Source organism: Novosphingobium sp. KN65.2, assembly GCF_001368935.1.
GTDB lineage: Bacteria > Pseudomonadota > Alphaproteobacteria > Sphingomonadales > Sphingomonadaceae > Novosphingobium > Novosphingobium mathurense.
This window is the reverse complement of sequence record NZ_CCBH010000202.1, coordinates 83,236-98,325: the sequence shown is the minus strand read 5'-3', so window position 1 is coordinate 98,325 and position 15,090 is coordinate 83,236. Positions and strand designations below refer to the sequence as shown.

Sequence of the window (15,090 nt, the reverse complement as noted above, 5' to 3'; positions counted from 1 at the left end):
ACGGACCCACTCGCAAAAAAAAAACCCCGCGAAAACCCGGGGGTCTTAAATGGTGCGCCCGACAGGATTCGAACCTGTGGCCCCCAGATTAGGAATCTGGTGCTCTATCCTGCTGAGCTACGGGCGCACTCGGGGCCGGGTCCTAGCTTGGGTTTTTCGGGTTGGCAATCTGTTGCGGTCAGTTTGCCTGTTCCGGCGGCGTCACCGGGAATGGCAGGGGCATCACGGCGATACCCTCTTCCAGCAGTTCCTGCGCTTCGGACGCGCTGGTCTGGCCGTGGATCGCTTCGGCTTCGCGCTCTCCATAATGCATCGCGCGCGCGTCTTCGGCGAAATTCTTGCCGACATAGCGCGAGGACTTCAGGGCCTCGACCTGCATCTGCGCAAGCTTGCGGATCACTTCGACGGCTTCCGCCGGAATCGGCGCGCTGGCCACCGGGGCTGTGGGCACTTCCGCGGGCCTGGAGGGCTGCTGCGGGCGGGACGGTGCTTCGACCATCTGGTTGCCCTTGCGCGAAAGACGCGGGGCCTGGATGGCCTTGCCGACTTCGGCAGATCCGCAGTGAGGACAGGACACCAGGCCCCTCTCCTGCTGACGCGCGAAATCCTCCGAAGACTTGAACCAGCCCTCGAACCGATGCTGCCCGGTACGGCATTCAAGATCATAGACGATCATGGTCAATTCTATTTGGCTATTGTCCGCCGATTGGCAAGACTCGGTAATTGCGCCCGAATTTCCGCGATACGGGCAGGATCGATTTCGGCAAAGCCCAGACCGACCTTTTCACCGCCCATGTCGAGGATGATCTCGCCCCATGGATCGATTGCCAGCGAGTGGCCGTAGGTCTCGCGTCCGTCCTCATGCCTGCCGACCTGGGCTGCGGACAGGACATAGGCGCTTGCCTCCACCGCGCGGGCGCGCTGCAGAAGATGCCAGTGCGCCTTCCCGGTCGGGACGGTGAAGGCCGCCGGAATGGCGATCACGTCGCAGCGAGCCCGGCCGAGCGCCTCGAAAAGCGCGGGGAAGCGCACGTCGTAGCAGATAGACAGGCCCAGCCTGCCCAGCGGCGTTTCCACCGTCACGACTTCGTCGCCCGCAGCATAGGCATTGGATTCGCGCCAGGATTCGCCGGTTGCCAGATCGACGTCGAACATGTGGATCTTGTCGTAGCGGGCGCGGATCTCGCCGCTCTCGTCGATCACGAAGGCCCGGTTGGCCCAGCGCCCGTCCTCACGCACGATGGCGAGAGAGCCGAGATGGACCCAGATCCCCTCGCGCGCGGCGGCTTCGCGAACCGCTGCAAGCACGCGATCCTCGGCCTCGCTGCGGATGACCTGGGAAGCGCGCGGACGCTGGCGGTCGAGCAGGCCCGACATCTCCGGCGTGAACAGCATCGCCGCCCCGCCCTGCTTCGCTTGCGAAACGGCGGATACGATCGCCTCGGCATTGGCCGCGGGATCGATGCCGGTGGTCATCTGGAACAGGGCAGCGCGGGTCATGGTCTTGCTAGCGTGCTGTCAGAGCCCGAGGATCGGATCGAGCTTGCCCTGGCGATCGAGGGCATTGATGTCGTCGAACCCGCCATAGGGCGTGCCGGCGACGAGGACCTGCGGCACGGTGCGGGCACCGGGAACGCGCTCCACCATCTCGTCGCGTTTGGGGCCGCCCATGGTGATATCGTATTCCTCATAGGAAACGCCCTTGCCGTCGAGCAGCGACTTGGCCGCAACGCAATAGGGACAGCCCCACTTGGTGTAGATCTCGACCTTGGGTTTGCTCATGGACAATTGCTCCTCGAAACTGTGCTGGCGGTCACTTGAAAGTGGGCGCCGGTATCATATCTAATGGGACGAGTCATGGCCCACGGTGGGGATGGCTCGAAGCCAGGGCGCCGGATTTCACGGGCCCGAACAATACGAAGATTGCTCATTGGAGGATTTTTGTCATGAACCGTATCGACTTTTCGCCCTATCGCCGCAGCATGGTTGGTTTCGATCGCCTTTTCGACATGATCGAGAACCAGAACCGTCCGAACGCCGGCGACAAGTATCCCCCGTTCAACATCGAACGCCGCGGCCAGGATGCCTATCGCATCACGCTTGCCGTTGCCGGCTTCAAGCCTGCCGACATCGATATTACCGCCCAGGCCAACCTCCTGACCGTCAAGGGCCACAAGCCCGATGACGGCGTCGAGGGCGAATATCTGCACGTCGGCATCGCACAGCGCGGGTTTGAGCGCCGCTTCGAGCTTGCCGACTATGTCCGCGTAGACAGCGCCGACCTTGCGGACGGCCTGCTGGTGATCGACCTCGTGCGCGAAGTGCCCGAGGCGATGAAGCCCAAGAAGATCGCGATTGGCGGCAACACGCTCACGGTTGTCGACAATGCATCCGACGAAGGCACCGAAGCAGCCTGATCACTGCCGTTCGAGGAACAGATGTCTGGGGGCGGCCTGGGATACCGGGCCGCCCTTTTTGCGTCGATAAAGCCCAGTTAGTGCAGCCGACTGCAATAGTGGCAACCTCGACTTAACTACGGCACGAAGTAACATTGCAAGATTGTTTAAGCGCTTTGAAACAAAGGGATAAGGGCACGCACACGAGGTCATCTTAAAGCGCATCAAAGACTTATCCTCTAGATGGTCTCCCCAGTGGAAAACGTGGGGGGACCTTCAGAGCAATGAATCGATTGCGGATAAGTCACCGTCTCCTGCTCGCCTTCGGCTTGCTGCTGGCGATCATGGGCACAATGGGAGCCTTCGCGCTCAAGCAGATCGGCGAGGTCAATGCCCTCACCGAAGAACTGAACGGCAATTCCCTGCCTGCCTCACAGGCTTTGGGTGACCTGCATGCTTATGTCTCGCAGTATCGCATCCATCAGGCAGACACCGTCAAGGCCGCCGGCACGGCCGCATGGGACCGGCAGGTCAAGGTCCTGCGCAACTCCGGCGCGGTGATCGACGAGGTCCTGGCGGACTATGCAAAGCACGTGAAGCGTCCCGAAACGCTGCAGGCCCTCAAGGGCGTGCGCGAAAGCTGGCAGTCCTATGTCCAGCAGAACGAGGCGATGCTGAACCTGGCGCAAAGCGACAAGGCAGGTGCCCTCGACATGTTCGACGGTGAAGGGCTCGACAGCTTCTATGCGATCGAAGACCAGCTGCTGAACCTGATCGAACTGAACAGCTCGACCGCAAAGGCCGCAGCCGAGGAAGGCCAGGCGATCTATGCCAATGCCCGCCACGTCATGTTTGTGGCCGCGATCGCCGGCGTCCTCTCGGCCATCGCCCTCATGCTCTACCTCATGCGATCCATCGCTCGACCGGTAAAGCAGCTTTCCGAATCGGTGCGCAGCCTGATCGATGGCGACATCGACGTCGTGATCCCGGGCAGCAAGCGCGGCGACGAACTGGGCAGCCTTGCCCGCGCGCTGGAGAACTTCCAGCAGCTCGTCGCAACCGATCAGCAGCGCGCGCACGAAGAGCAGGAACGCGCCCGCGAGTTGCAGCACACGATCGATGCCATCGGCAACGGCCTTGCCGAGCTGGCAAAGGGCAATCTGGTCCACCGGGTTCCCGAAGCACGCGGCTCGCTGGCGCAGCTTCATGAGCATTTCAACGTCGCCGTCTCGCGACTGGGCGATACGATGGGCCGCATTATCGACGGGTGCCAGTCCATCAGGATCGGCACGAACGAGATCGCGACGGCCACCTCGGACCTTGCCGAACGCACCGAGAAGCAGGCAAGTTCGCTCGCCGATACCTCGCGCACGCTCAACGAGTTCACCAGCGTTGTGCATGTCACGGCGGAGAATGCACGCCAGACCAGTTCGCGCCTCGGCGTCGCCCGAGAGACTGCCGACCGCGTGGAAGGCATTGCGCACCAGGCCGTGGACGCCATGCGCAGCATCGAGACGACCTCTCGCCAGATGTCCGAAATCATCGGCACGATCGACGGGATCGCCTTCCAGACCAACCTGCTTGCGCTCAATGCCGGGGTCGAGGCGGCGCGTGCCGGCGAGGCCGGCAAGGGCTTTGCCGTGGTCGCCACCGAAGTGCGCGCCCTTGCCCAGCGCTCCGCGGATGCCGCCAAGGACATCCGGACCCTGATCGACCGCAGCAGCCGTCAGGTCGGCGACGGCGTTGCCCTCGTGGAGAGCAGCGGCGAGGCCCTGCGCCAGATCGTCGGCGAAGTGGTCACCGTCTCCAACCTCGTCGACGAGATCGCCGGGGCCGCCGAAAAGCAGGCCGATGGCATATCGGAAATCTCGACGATGGTCGCAGGCATGGACAGCTTCACCCAGCAGAACGCCGCGATGGTCGAGGAAAGCTCTGCGGGCAGCCGCAACCTGTCAGAAGAAACGCAGCTGCTGATGGCGCAGATGGCCGCCTTCCGGATCAAGGAAAGCCGGAGCGGCAATGACAATGCCGGCAACGCTTCCAGGAACGGCAATGACTTGAGCCATCAACCCGTCGCCGCAGCGCCTGCACGGCCCGTTCCCGCCGCTGCACCGGCCTTCGTCGGCAACGCCGCGCTCGACATGGATGACTGGTCGGACTTCTGAAATTCGAAACCTGAAGAAACGGATGGCCTGCCGGTGGGGCTCGTCATCCCGATAACAATGGAGTGAGTGCATGAAGAATATCGTTCTCAAAGCCGCTGCGGTCGCTTCGGTTCTTGCCATGACGGCGGTTCCCGCCCTGGCCGACGACTGGCTCAACACGGTAAAGCGCACCGTCGCTTCCAAGCAGACCTATCCGCGCACGGCGCAGATGCGCGGCGAGGAAGGGACGGCCAAGGTCAAGGTCTACGTCTCGGCATCGGGCAAGGTTGAGCGCACCGAACTGGTAGCGACTTCGGGCTCGAACACGCTCGACCGTGAGGCCGAAGCCGTCTTCGCGCGCATGGGTAACCTCCCCGCGCCGCCGGCCGGCACCAGCTCGGTCGTGCTCCCGCTGACCTGGAAGCTGCTCTGATCCGGTCGACTCGATTTCGAGAAGGCACATCGCCACAAACGAGAAGGACCGGCCTTTCGGCCGGTCCTTTTTCATTGTCCGATGATTGTCGCAGGTCCGATCAGACGAGGCGTGCCTGCTGCAGCGCCGCCGCGATGAATCCCTTGAACAGCGGGTGCGGATCGAACGGCTTGGACTTGAGTTCGGGGTGGAACTGCACGCCCACGAACCACGGGTGGTCCGGACGCTCGACGATTTCCGGCAGCAGACCATCGGGCGACATGCCCGAGAAGATCAGACCGTCGCCTTCCAGCGCCTCGCGGTACGAGCCGTTGACTTCGTAGCGGTGACGGTGGCGTTCGCTGATCGTGGTCGAACCGTAGATCGAGGCCACGTGGCTGTTGGGCGAAAGCTCCGCCTGATAGGCGCCAAGGCGCATGGTACCGCCCAGATCGCCGCCCGCAGCGCGCTTCTCGAGGCCGTCCTTGCCCATCCATTCGGTGATGATGCCCACCACCGGCTCGGTCGTCGGGCCGAACTCGGTCGAGCTCGCCGCGGCAATGCCGGCCGAACGCGCGCCCTCGATGCAGGCCATCTGCATGCCAAGGCAAATCCCGAAGAACGGCACGCCGCGCTCACGCGCGAACCGCACCGAGGCGATCTTGCCCTCGGTACCGCGTTCACCGAAGCCGCCCGGCACGAGAATGCCGTGCATCGGCTCAAGCTCGGCCGCGATCTCGGCATCGTCCTTCTCGAACAGCTCGGCATCGATCCACTTGATGTTGACCTTGACCCGGTTGGCCATCCCGCCATGGACGAGCGCTTCATTGAGCGACTTGTAGGCATCGGGCAGGCCGACGTACTTGCCGACGACACCGATGGTCACTTCGCCTTCGGGATGCTGATAGCGGTCGGTCACTTCATCCCAGCGCGCCATGTCGGGCGCGGGCGAAGTCAGGCCGAAATGGTGCAGGACTTCGGCGTCGAGCCCTTCCTGGTGGTACTGCAGCGGCACCGCGTAGATGTTCGGCGCATCGAGCGCCGGGATGACGGCTTCCCGGCGTACGTTGCAGAACAGCGCAATCTTGCGGCGCTCGCTCTCCGGCAGCTCACGATCGCAGCGGCACAGCAGGATGTCGGGCTGGATGCCAAGGCCGGTGAGTTCGCGCACCGAGTGCTGCGTCGGCTTGGTCTTCAACTCACCGGCTGCAGCGATGTAGGGCACCAGCGTCACGTGCACGAAGCAGGTCTGCTCGCGGCCCATTTCGTTGCGCAGCTGGCGCATGGCCTCGACGAACGGCAGGCCTTCGATGTCGCCGACGGTGCCGCCGATTTCGCACAGGACGAAATCGAGATCGTCGGTATCGGACATCGCGAAGTTCTTGATCGCGTCGGTGACGTGCGGAATGACCTGGACGGTAGCGCCGAGATAGTCGCCGCGGCGCTCCTTGGCGATGATGTCCTGATAGATGCGGCCCGAGGTGATGTTGTCGCTCTGGCGGGCCGAAACGCCGGTGAAGCGTTCGTAGTGGCCAAGGTCGAGGTCGGTCTCGGCCCCGTCGTCGGTCACATAGACCTCACCGTGCTGATACGGGCTCATCGTGCCCGGATCGACGTTCAGATAAGGGTCGAACTTGCGGATGCGGACGCGGAAACCGCGTGCCTGCAGGAGAGCCGCGAGGCTCGCTGCCATGAGCCCCTTGCCGAGCGAGGAAACCACGCCGCCGGTGATAAAAATGTGCCGCGCCATGGGAGTCGGGCCTTAAATTGCATGGAGGCCCATAGGCAAGCGCCCAGAGCCTGAATCCACAGGTCAATACTACATGAAATGCCGCCTGCCACTGCCAGACGGCATTTCGGTTACGGGAAATGCCTCGGAATTACTGCTTGGCAGCACCCGAAAGCGGATCTTCGGCCGGCGTCTGCTGCACCGCGCCATCGCTCTGGGCCGGAGCCGCAGCGGGATTCGCCGCGCCAGCGAGCGGGTCGGCCGGCTGGGCCGGAGCCGTCGGCGCAGCTGCGCCGCGTTCAAGCGAGGTGTCGATATCGCGCCCGGTCGTCACATCGACGGCCAGCGCTGCCAGGATGATGCTGAGAACCACGAAGAGAGCGGCAAGGACCGAAGTCGCGCGGGTCAGGAAATTGGCCGCACCGCGCGCGGACATCAGGCCCGAGGGGCTGCCGCCACCGACACCCAGACCGCCGCCTTCCGACTTCTGCATCAGGATCACACCGACAAGCGCCGCTGCAATGAGCGCCTGGAGGACGGTCAGGAAAAGGAACATCTCAGTCTCAGCCTTCTGGGGAGCATCAAGCCCGCATCACACGTCGCGCAGATAGGCGCAACGCCTTCGCGGCGCAACCCGTCAACGGGTTTTCGCAAGGCCCGGCCATCAACGCCCGGGCCCTGCAGCACTTTTTCGATCAGTCCGCGTCCAGCGAAGCGGCTGCCCCGACGATCGCAAGGAAGCTCTCGGCCGACAGGCTTGCCCCGCCGACGAGCGCGCCGCCCACTTCGGGCACGGCCAGCAATTCGGCGGCATTGTCGGCCTTCACCGAACCGCCGTAAAGGATGCGCACGTCCGCACCGCCCTCGCCGTAAAGCGCGACGAGCTTTGCGCGGATCGCCCTGTGCATCGCTGCAACGTCCTCGACCGAGGGAACCCGGCCGGTTCCGATGGCCCAGACCGGTTCATAGGCAATCGACAGCTTTTCCGGTGCGCCGTCGACGCGCGGGCACGAACCTTCGAGCTGCGCACCGACGACCGCTTCGGCCTCGCCGGCATCGCGCTGGGATTCGGTTTCCCCCACGCACAGGATCACGCTGAGGCCCGCACCGAGCGCGGCATCTGCCTTGGCCTTGACGTCACCGTCGCTTTCGCCGTGGAGCGTGCGGCGCTCCGAGTGGCCGACGATGGTGAAGTCCGCGCCTGCGTCCTTGAGCATCTGCGCCGAGATGTCGCCGGTGAAGGCTCCGCTCTCTTCGGCGTGGCAGTCCTGCCCGCCCACGCCGATAATGACCGCTGCATCGCGCGTGCGATAGATCAGCGTCGCCGGCGGCGCGACCGCGACCTGCACCTTGGGAAAGCGTGCCGCCGCCCGGTCGATCGCGCGCGCCTCGTTGAGCATCGCGCGCGTGCCGTTCATTTTCCAGTTACCGACGATGTAAGGCAGTCCAGCCATTTCCAACCCTTGATTTCATCAAGTGCGAAGCGCCGCCTTCGGTCCAGCCAAAGAATCGCCGCTCCGCTTGCGCCGCGCAGCTAGGACAGGCGGACCACCATTGTCAAAACACATGCAGCCTTCGTTCAGGTAAAACTTTCCTGTGTGTCGCCGAAGCAATCGCATGCGAGTCGGCATTGCAGTAACGCGCAAGCCCCCCTAAAGCCTGCGGCCGTTTCCTGCGAAACCTTCGTTTTCGCTCAAGTCATCGCTGATCGGCACGGATCCATGCTCACTTTCTTCCGTTCAATGCTCAAGTCCAAGGTCGGTGCGGCTATCGCGCTGATCATGCTCGTCGTTATCGCGCTCGCCTTCGCCAGCGGCGATATCGCGGGCCTCAGTTCCTCTGCCGGCCTCGGCGGCGGGACGAAGGTCGCCTCCGTGGGCAAGGAAGGTATCGACGCGCCCCAGCTGACGCAGTCGGCCCGTGCCGCGCTGGAGCGCGTGAAGCGCAATCAGCCCACCGCGACCATGAAACTGATGGTGGCGGAAGGCGGGGTCGAGCAGGTCCTCGACGATCTGATCGACCGCACCGCGCTCTTCGTGTTCGGCAAGAAGCACGGCGTCGTTGCCGGCGATCGCCTGATCGACAGTGAAATCGCGCAGATCCCCGGCTTCATGGGCGTTGACGGCAAGTTCAGCCAGGACACCTTCCGCCAGGCGCTCGCGCAGCAGGGCCTGACCGAGAAGGTCCTGCGCGAAGATATCGCCCAGGGTCTCGTATCGCAGCAGCTGCTGGTTCCGGCCCAGTACGGCGCGGTGATGTCGAAGGATGCCGCCAGGCGCTATGCTTCGCTGCTGGGCGAGAGCCGCACCGGAACGATCGCGGCCTTCCCCTCCGCGGCCTTCGTGCCCGAAAAGGACCCGACCGACATCGAGATCCAGGCCTTCTACAAGGACCACATCAACGAATTCATCCGTCCCGAGCGCCGCGTGATCCGTTACGCGACCTTCGGGGAGGACGCGATCAAGGCTCCTGCCGCGCCGACCGACAAGGAAATCGCCGCGCGCTATGACGCCAACAAGGCGCAGTACGCCGCGCAGGACAAGCGCCGCATCACCCAGCTGATCGTGCCGACCGAGGCCGCCGCCAAGGCGATCGTCGCCGAAGTAAACGGCGGCAAGTCGCTCGAAACCGCCGCCAGGGAAAAGGGTCTGTCGACCGCCAAGCTCGAATTCTTCAGCAAGACCGAACTGGGCGAACAGTTCTCAACGGCCGTCGCCGATGCCGTCTTCGCTGCCGATATCGGCAAGCTCGCCGCGCCGCAGAAGAGCGCGCTGGGCTGGCACGTCATCCGCGTCGAGGAAAAGCAGGAAAAGCCTGCCCGCACCCTTGCCGAAGTGAAGGACGACCTCGCCAAGCAGATCGAGCAGGAAAAGCGCCGCGCGGCCTTCACCGACGAGCTTGCCAGCCTCGAGGACAAGTTCGCCGACGGCGCCAACCTGACCGAAGTCGCCAAGTCGCTCGGCATCGAGGTGCAGATCACCGCGCCGATCACGGCTGACGGCCAGGTCTATCTCAAGCCCGGCGAAAAGGCGCCTGACGTCATCGCCCCGGTGATCAAGACCGCCTTCTCGATGGAGGAAGAGCAGCCGCAGGTCGCCGAAGTCGAACGCGGCAAGACCTTCATGATCTACGACGTCAGCGAGATCGACACGTCCGCCCCGGCTCCGCTCAAGGATATCAAGGACGACGTGAAGGTCGCGTGGTCGATGGACAAGGGCTCGCAGGCCGCCAAGGCCGCCGCGCTCAAGGTCCAGGCCGAGATCAGGAAGGGCACCGCGCTCGAAAAGGCCGTCGCTGCGGTAGGCAAGCGCCTGCCTCCGATCCAGCCCGTCACGATGTCGCGTCCGACGCTGACCGCCGCGATCCAGAGCGGCCGCCAGGTTCCGCCGCCGATCTCGCTCATGTTCCACATGGCCGAGAACACCGTGAAGGTGCAGTCGGCGCCACAGGAACGCGGTTGGTTCGTGGTGGCTCTCAAGAAGATCGACCCGGCGAAGATCGACTCCGACGAACTCCTGGCCAACACCCAGAAGGAACTCGGCCAACAGCTCGGCCAGGCCTATGCCGACGCGCTGGGCAAGGCGATCCGCAAGGACGTGGGCGTGACCAAGAATGCCGCGGCGATCAAGGCCGTGCGCGACGAACTCGCCGGTAACGGCGCGGCCCAGTAAGCGCAGGCAGGACAGGCGATGCAGCGCGAAGCGGACAGAGACGCGGTCAGGCAGGAACTGGAGCAAGGGCGCCCCGCCCTGCTCTGGCGCAAGCTCGTCGCCGATACCGAGACCCCGGTCGCGGCAGCCCTGCGGCTGTTCGAGGACGGTCGCGGCGATTTCCTGCTGGAATCGGTGGAAGGCGGCGAAGTGCGCGGGCGCTACAGCCTGATCGGCCTCGACCCCGACCTCGTGTTCCGTGCCAGCGGCGCCAGCTGCGAGATCAACCGCAAGTGGCAGTCCGACAGGGACGCCTTCGCGCCCCTGCCCGGCGACAGCCTGTCCGAGCTGCGCAGCCTCGTCGAAGCCTGCCGCATCGACGTACCCGGCGAATTGCCCAAGGCGCTTGCCTGCCTCGTCGGCTATTTCGGTTACGAGACCATCGGCCTCGTCGAGAAGCTGCCGCGCGCGCCGCAAAGCAGCCTCGACGTGCCCGACATGCTCTTCGTGCGGCCTTCGCTGATCCTTGTGTTCGACCGACTCGGCGACGAACTGTTCTGCGTTGCGCCGGTCTGGCCCGATGCCGGTTTGCCCGACCGCGTGGTCGAAGCCGCGGCCGAACGCATCGACGAGGCGCTGCGCCGCCTTTCGGTCCCGGCAACGCTCGCCCCGGCGCAGCCCGACCTGGCGATACCCGAGCCCAGGCCGGTCATGGCGGCCGACGACTACAAGGCTATGGTGCTCAAGGCCAAGGAGTACATCCAGGCAGGCGACATCTTCCAGGTGGTGCTGGCCCAGCGCTTCACCTGCGACTTCCCGCTGCCGCCGCTCGCGCTCTACCGCGCGCTGCGCCGGGTAAACCCTTCGCCCTTCCTCTATTTCCTCGACCTGCCCGGCTTCGCGCTCGTCGGATCGAGCCCGGAAATCCTCGTGCGCGTCCGTGACGGCGAAGTCACGATCCGCCCGATTGCCGGCACCCGCCCGCGCGGCAAGACACCGGCCGAGGACAAGGCTAACGAGACGAGCCTGCTCGCCGATCCCAAGGAACGCGCCGAGCACCTCATGCTGCTCGACCTGGGCCGTAACGACGTCGGCCGGGTGGCGGCCGCGGGCACCGTCGAAGTGACCGACAGCTACACGATCGAGCGCTACAGCCACGTCATGCACATCGTTTCGAACGTGGTCGGCCAGCTCGACACCGCCAAGCACGATGCCATCGACGCGGTCTTCGCAGGCTTCCCGGCGGGCACCGTTTCGGGCGCGCCCAAGGTCCATGCCTGCGAGATCATCGCCGAGCTCGAACCCGAGACGCGCGGCGCCTATGCCGGGGGCGTCGGCTATTTCGCGCCCGACGGTTCGGTCGATTCCTGCATCGTCCTGCGCACCGGCCTGCTCAAGGACGGCGTGCTCCACGTCCAGGCGGGTGCAGGCATCGTCGCCGACAGCGACCCGGCCTACGAACAGCGCGAATGCGAAGCCAAGTCCGGCGCCCTTTTCGCCGCCGCGCGCGAAGCGGTCCGCGTCGCAGGAGAGCCGGGCTTCGGGCAGTGACCCGCACGGCGCCTGCCCTGCTGCCGGCGCTGCTGCTCGCCGCCTGTTCCTCGGGCGATGCGAAGCAGGAAGCCGCGGCGCCACCGCCGCCGCCGTGCGAGGCCGCCAGCTTCGAGGGCACCTCGCTCACCCATTGCACCGCAGAGCCGGGCCGCCACGCCATCCACATGGTCATGGGGCCCAAGGGTGGCGAGCCTTACCGCAGCCTCTCCCAGCTCGCCGTCGACCGGCCTGAAATGAGCCACGAAGTCGCCTTCGCGATGAACGGTGGCATGTTCGACGAGAAGGGGCAGCCGATCGGCTACTACGTCGAGGACGGGGAACGCCTGCACACGCTCAACCGCAACGAGGGCTACGGCAACTTCCACCTCCTGCCCAACGGCGTGTTCTACGGCGATACCGATGGCCACTGGGCCGTGCGCACCAGCGAAGACTTTGCGCAGAACGTCGAGCACCGGCCGCAGTTCGGCACCCAGTCGGGGCCAATGCTCGTCATTGCCGGAAAGCTGCATCCGCGGATCGCGCCTGACGGCCAGTCGCTCAAGCTGCGCAATGGCGTGGGGGTCGACCGCGAGGGGCGCGCACACTTCGTCATTTCCGACGAACCGATCTCCTTCGGCAAGCTCGCGCGCTATTTCCGCGACGCGCTGGACTGCCCCAATGCGCTGTTCCTCGACGGCAGCGTCTCTTCCCTGTGGGACCCGCACATGGGCCGCGTCGACGGCGGCCCTCCGCTCGGCCCCTTGATCGTCGTCGAGAAAAGGGCAAAGGGCAAATCATGATCCTCGTCATCGACAACTACGACAGCTTCACCTGGAACCTCGTCCATTACCTGATGGAACTGGGGGCAGAGGTCGAAGTCGTGCGCAACGATGCGCTCTCGGCTGGGCAGGCGATTTCCAGCGGCGCGCAGGGCTTCCTCATCTCGCCGGGGCCATGCACCCCGAACGAGGCGGGCATCAGCCTCGACCTCGTGGGCGCGGCTGCCGATGCCGGAAAGCCGCTGCTCGGCGTGTGCCTGGGCCATCAGTCGATCGGCCAGTACTTCGGCGGCAAGGTCGTGCGCGGCGGGCTGATGCACGGCAAGACCTCGCCGGTCACGCATGACGATACCGGCGTGTTCGCGGGGCTGCCCTCGCCGTTCACCGCCACGCGCTATCATTCGCTCATCGTCGAGGACATTCCGGAGACACTGCTGGTCAACGCCCGCTCGGACGACGGCCACGTCATGGGCTTCCGCCACGCGAGCCTGCCGATCCACGGGGTGCAGTTCCACCCGGAAAGCATCGCGACCGAACACGGTCACGACATGCTGGCGAACTTCCTGCGCCTGTGCGGCATCGAGACCAAGGCCGTCGCATGACGCTGCCCGATCCCAGCCATCCGATCGGGGAAGCCGAGGCGGAAGCTGCCTTCGCCGCGATCCTCGACGGCGAAGTGCCCGAGGGACGGATCGCCGAATTCCTCATCGCGCTCTCCGACCGGGGCGAGAATGCCAGCGAGATCGCCGGCGCTGCCCGCGCCCTGCGCGCGCGCATGATCCCGGTCGAAGCCCCCGTCAATGCCATCGACGTGTGCGGTACCGGCGGTGACGGTCACCACACCCTCAATGTCTCGACCGCCGTCTCGCTGGTCGTCGCGGCCTGCGGCGTGCCGGTCGCCAAGCACGGCAACCGCGCCGCCAGTTCCAAGGCAGGTGCGGCCGACACGCTCGAGGCCCTCGGCCTCAATCTCGACCGCGCCGTGGAAACCGCCGAGGCGACGCTCGCGGACCTCGGCATCTGCTTCCTGTTCGCCGCGCGCCACCATCCGGCGCTGGGTCGCCTGATGCCGCTGCGCAAGTCGCTGGGCCGCCGCACGATCTTCAACCTGATGGGCCCGCTCGCCAATCCGGCGCAGGTCCGCCGCCAGCTGGTCGGCATTGCCCGGCCCGCTTACGTGCCGATCTATGCAGACGCGATCCGTCGCCTGGGCACCGAGCATTCGCTCGTCGTCTCGGGCGACGAGGGCCTCGACGAACTCAGCCTCGCTGGCGGCAACGAGGTCGCCGAAGTGACCGGCAGCGAACTGGCCATGCGCCGTGTCTCGCCCGCGGACGCGGGTCTGCCCGCCGCTCCTGTCGATGCCATTCGCGGCGGCGATCCCGAGTATAACGCCCAGGCGCTGCGTCGCCTGCTCATGGGCGAACCCGGCGCCTATCGCGACGCGGTGCTGTTCAACGCCGCCGGCGCACTTATCGTCGCAGGTGAAGCGAAGACCTGGCAGGAAGGCGTCGAGGAAGCCGCAGAGGCGATCGACAAGGGCCTCGCCAATGCCCTGCTCAATTGCTGGATCGACGCGCTCAAGTAACGCCGCTTCCCGCCCTTACCGAAACGCATCAGGCACAAAAGGCCCGCCATGTCCGACAAGCTTACCGAGATCTGCGATACCAAGCGCGAGGAAGTCGCTGCCCGCAAGGCGCTGGCCTCGCTGTCCGAGCTCGATGCCAAGGCGGCAGGCCAGAGCGCGCCCCGCGGGTTCGAGGCAGCGCTGCGCCGAAAGGCCGGGGACGGGTTCGCCCTCATTGCGGAAATCAAGAAGGCCAGCCCGTCGAAGGGCCTGATCCGTCCGGACTTCCACCCGGCCGACCATGCCCTTGCCTACGAAAAAGGCGGCGCGGCCTGTCTCTCGATCCTGACCGATGCGCCCTATTTCCAGGGCCACGAGGACTATCTTGTCGCGGCCCGTGCCGCGGTTTCGCTGCCGGTCATCCGCAAGGACTTCATGGTCGACCCCTGGCAGGTCGCCGAAGCCCGCGCAATCGGCGCCGACGCCATCCTCATCATCGCCGCCGCGCTGGACGACACGCTGATGGCCGAGATCGAGGCTGCCGCGCTCGAACGCGGCATGGACTGCCTCGTCGAGGTACACGATGAAGCGGAAATGGAGCGCGCGGCCCGGCTCAAGTCGCGCCTGATCGGCGTCAACAACCGCGACCTCAAGCGTTTCGTCACCGACATCGCCACGACCGAGCGGCTTGCCCCGCTTGCTCCGGAAGGCACCCTGCTCGTCAGCGAAAGCGGCATCAACAGCCACGCCGACCTCCTGCGCCTCTCGCAATGCGGCGCGCGCACGTTCCTCGTCGGCGAGAGCCTGATGCGGCAGGACGATGTCGAGGCGGCGACGCGCACCCTGCTCGAAGGGTAAACGCGGAAGCGACGGTTTTCGT

At 65.3% G+C, this 15,090-nt stretch carries 15 protein-coding genes and 1 tRNA gene; 9 read left to right on the top strand and 7 right to left on the bottom strand.

The genetic code is table 11. From position 1 onward, the window contains the following. Nucleotides 1–50: 50 nt before the first annotated feature. From SPHV1_RS21950 to grxC, 4 genes are all read right to left on the bottom strand, one after another. A tRNA-Arg gene (locus tag SPHV1_RS21950) sits at nucleotides 51–127 on the bottom strand. Nucleotides 128–178: 51 nt separating this feature from the next. Beyond that, the gene (locus tag SPHV1_RS21945) at nucleotides 179–676 is read right to left on the bottom strand and encodes a DUF1178 family protein (protein ID WP_054948121.1); all 498 of its coding nucleotides are present in this window, start codon (nucleotides 674–676) and stop codon (nucleotides 179–181) included. 8 nt (nucleotides 677–684) lie between these two features. After that, on the bottom strand, nucleotides 685–1,500 hold the full coding sequence (locus SPHV1_RS21940) for a carbon-nitrogen hydrolase family protein (RefSeq protein ID WP_054948120.1): 816 nt from the start codon (nucleotides 1,498–1,500) through the stop codon (nucleotides 685–687). Between the two features lie 18 nt (nucleotides 1,501–1,518). Continuing rightward, on the bottom strand, nucleotides 1,519–1,782 hold the full coding sequence (grxC, locus tag SPHV1_RS21935) for a glutaredoxin 3 (protein WP_054948119.1): 264 nt from the start codon (nucleotides 1,780–1,782) through the stop codon (nucleotides 1,519–1,521). A 164-nt stretch (nucleotides 1,783–1,946) separates the two neighbouring features. Here grxC and SPHV1_RS21930 point away from each other — a divergent pair, with 164 nt between their 5' ends. From SPHV1_RS21930 to SPHV1_RS21920, 3 genes are all read left to right on the top strand, one after another. Next, nucleotides 1,947–2,417, top strand: a complete 471-nt coding sequence (locus SPHV1_RS21930) for an Hsp20 family protein (RefSeq protein WP_054948118.1) — start codon at nucleotides 1,947–1,949, stop codon at nucleotides 2,415–2,417. A 263-nt stretch (nucleotides 2,418–2,680) separates the two neighbouring features. After that, nucleotides 2,681–4,561 carry a methyl-accepting chemotaxis protein gene (locus tag SPHV1_RS21925; RefSeq protein WP_054948117.1) on the top strand — a complete coding sequence of 627 codons (1,881 nt, stop codon included), beginning with the start codon at nucleotides 2,681–2,683 and terminating at the stop codon, nucleotides 4,559–4,561. A gap of 70 nt (nucleotides 4,562–4,631) precedes the next feature. Beyond that, nucleotides 4,632–4,973 carry an energy transducer TonB gene (locus tag SPHV1_RS21920; RefSeq protein WP_054948116.1) on the top strand — a complete coding sequence of 114 codons (342 nt, stop codon included), beginning with the start codon at nucleotides 4,632–4,634 and terminating at the stop codon, nucleotides 4,971–4,973. Between the two features lie 100 nt (nucleotides 4,974–5,073). Here the strand turns inward: SPHV1_RS21920 and SPHV1_RS21915 are convergent, their stop codons facing one another. The 3 genes from SPHV1_RS21915 to tpiA all read right to left on the bottom strand — a co-directional run bounded on the left by SPHV1_RS21915 (nucleotide 5,074) and on the right by tpiA (nucleotide 8,135). Then, nucleotides 5,074–6,702: a CTP synthase gene (locus SPHV1_RS21915; protein WP_054948115.1), complete on the bottom strand. Its 1,629-nt coding sequence runs from the start codon at nucleotides 6,700–6,702 to the stop codon at nucleotides 5,074–5,076. 130 nt (nucleotides 6,703–6,832) lie between these two features. Further along, the gene (gene secG, locus SPHV1_RS21910) at nucleotides 6,833–7,237 is read right to left on the bottom strand and encodes a preprotein translocase subunit SecG (RefSeq protein ID WP_054948114.1); all 405 of its coding nucleotides are present in this window, start codon (nucleotides 7,235–7,237) and stop codon (nucleotides 6,833–6,835) included. 139 nt (nucleotides 7,238–7,376) lie between these two features. Beyond that, entirely contained in the window at nucleotides 7,377–8,135 is a 759-nt protein-coding gene (tpiA, locus tag SPHV1_RS21905; protein ID WP_054948113.1) for a triose-phosphate isomerase, read from the bottom strand. Nucleotides 8,136–8,402: 267 nt separating this feature from the next. Between tpiA and SPHV1_RS21900 the strand changes: the two genes are divergently transcribed. The 6 genes from SPHV1_RS21900 to trpC are packed head-to-tail and all read left to right on the top strand — an operon-like array spanning nucleotide 8,403 to nucleotide 15,068. After that, a complete protein-coding gene (locus SPHV1_RS21900; RefSeq protein ID WP_054948112.1) occupies nucleotides 8,403–10,352 on the top strand; it encodes a SurA N-terminal domain-containing protein in 1,950 nt (649 codons plus the stop codon). Between the two features lie 18 nt (nucleotides 10,353–10,370). Then, nucleotides 10,371–11,882: an anthranilate synthase component I family protein gene (locus SPHV1_RS21895; RefSeq protein ID WP_054948111.1), complete on the top strand. Its 1,512-nt coding sequence runs from the start codon at nucleotides 10,371–10,373 to the stop codon at nucleotides 11,880–11,882. Further along, the gene (locus SPHV1_RS21890) at nucleotides 11,879–12,664 is read left to right on the top strand and encodes a phosphodiester glycosidase family protein (RefSeq protein ID WP_054948110.1); all 786 of its coding nucleotides are present in this window, start codon (nucleotides 11,879–11,881) and stop codon (nucleotides 12,662–12,664) included. The genes SPHV1_RS21895 and SPHV1_RS21890 overlap by 4 nt, the downstream gene beginning before the upstream one ends. Next, the gene (locus SPHV1_RS21885; protein ID WP_054948109.1) at nucleotides 12,661–13,245 is read left to right on the top strand and encodes an aminodeoxychorismate/anthranilate synthase component II; all 585 of its coding nucleotides are present in this window, start codon (nucleotides 12,661–12,663) and stop codon (nucleotides 13,243–13,245) included. The genes SPHV1_RS21890 and SPHV1_RS21885 overlap by 4 nt, the downstream gene beginning before the upstream one ends. After that, entirely contained in the window at nucleotides 13,242–14,231 is a 990-nt protein-coding gene (gene trpD / locus SPHV1_RS21880; protein WP_054948108.1) for an anthranilate phosphoribosyltransferase, read from the top strand. The genes SPHV1_RS21885 and trpD overlap by 4 nt, the downstream gene beginning before the upstream one ends. A 48-nt stretch (nucleotides 14,232–14,279) precedes the next feature. Beyond that, a complete protein-coding gene (gene trpC, locus SPHV1_RS21875; protein ID WP_054948107.1) occupies nucleotides 14,280–15,068 on the top strand; it encodes an indole-3-glycerol phosphate synthase TrpC in 789 nt (262 codons plus the stop codon). Nucleotides 15,069–15,090: the final 22 nt, after the last annotated feature.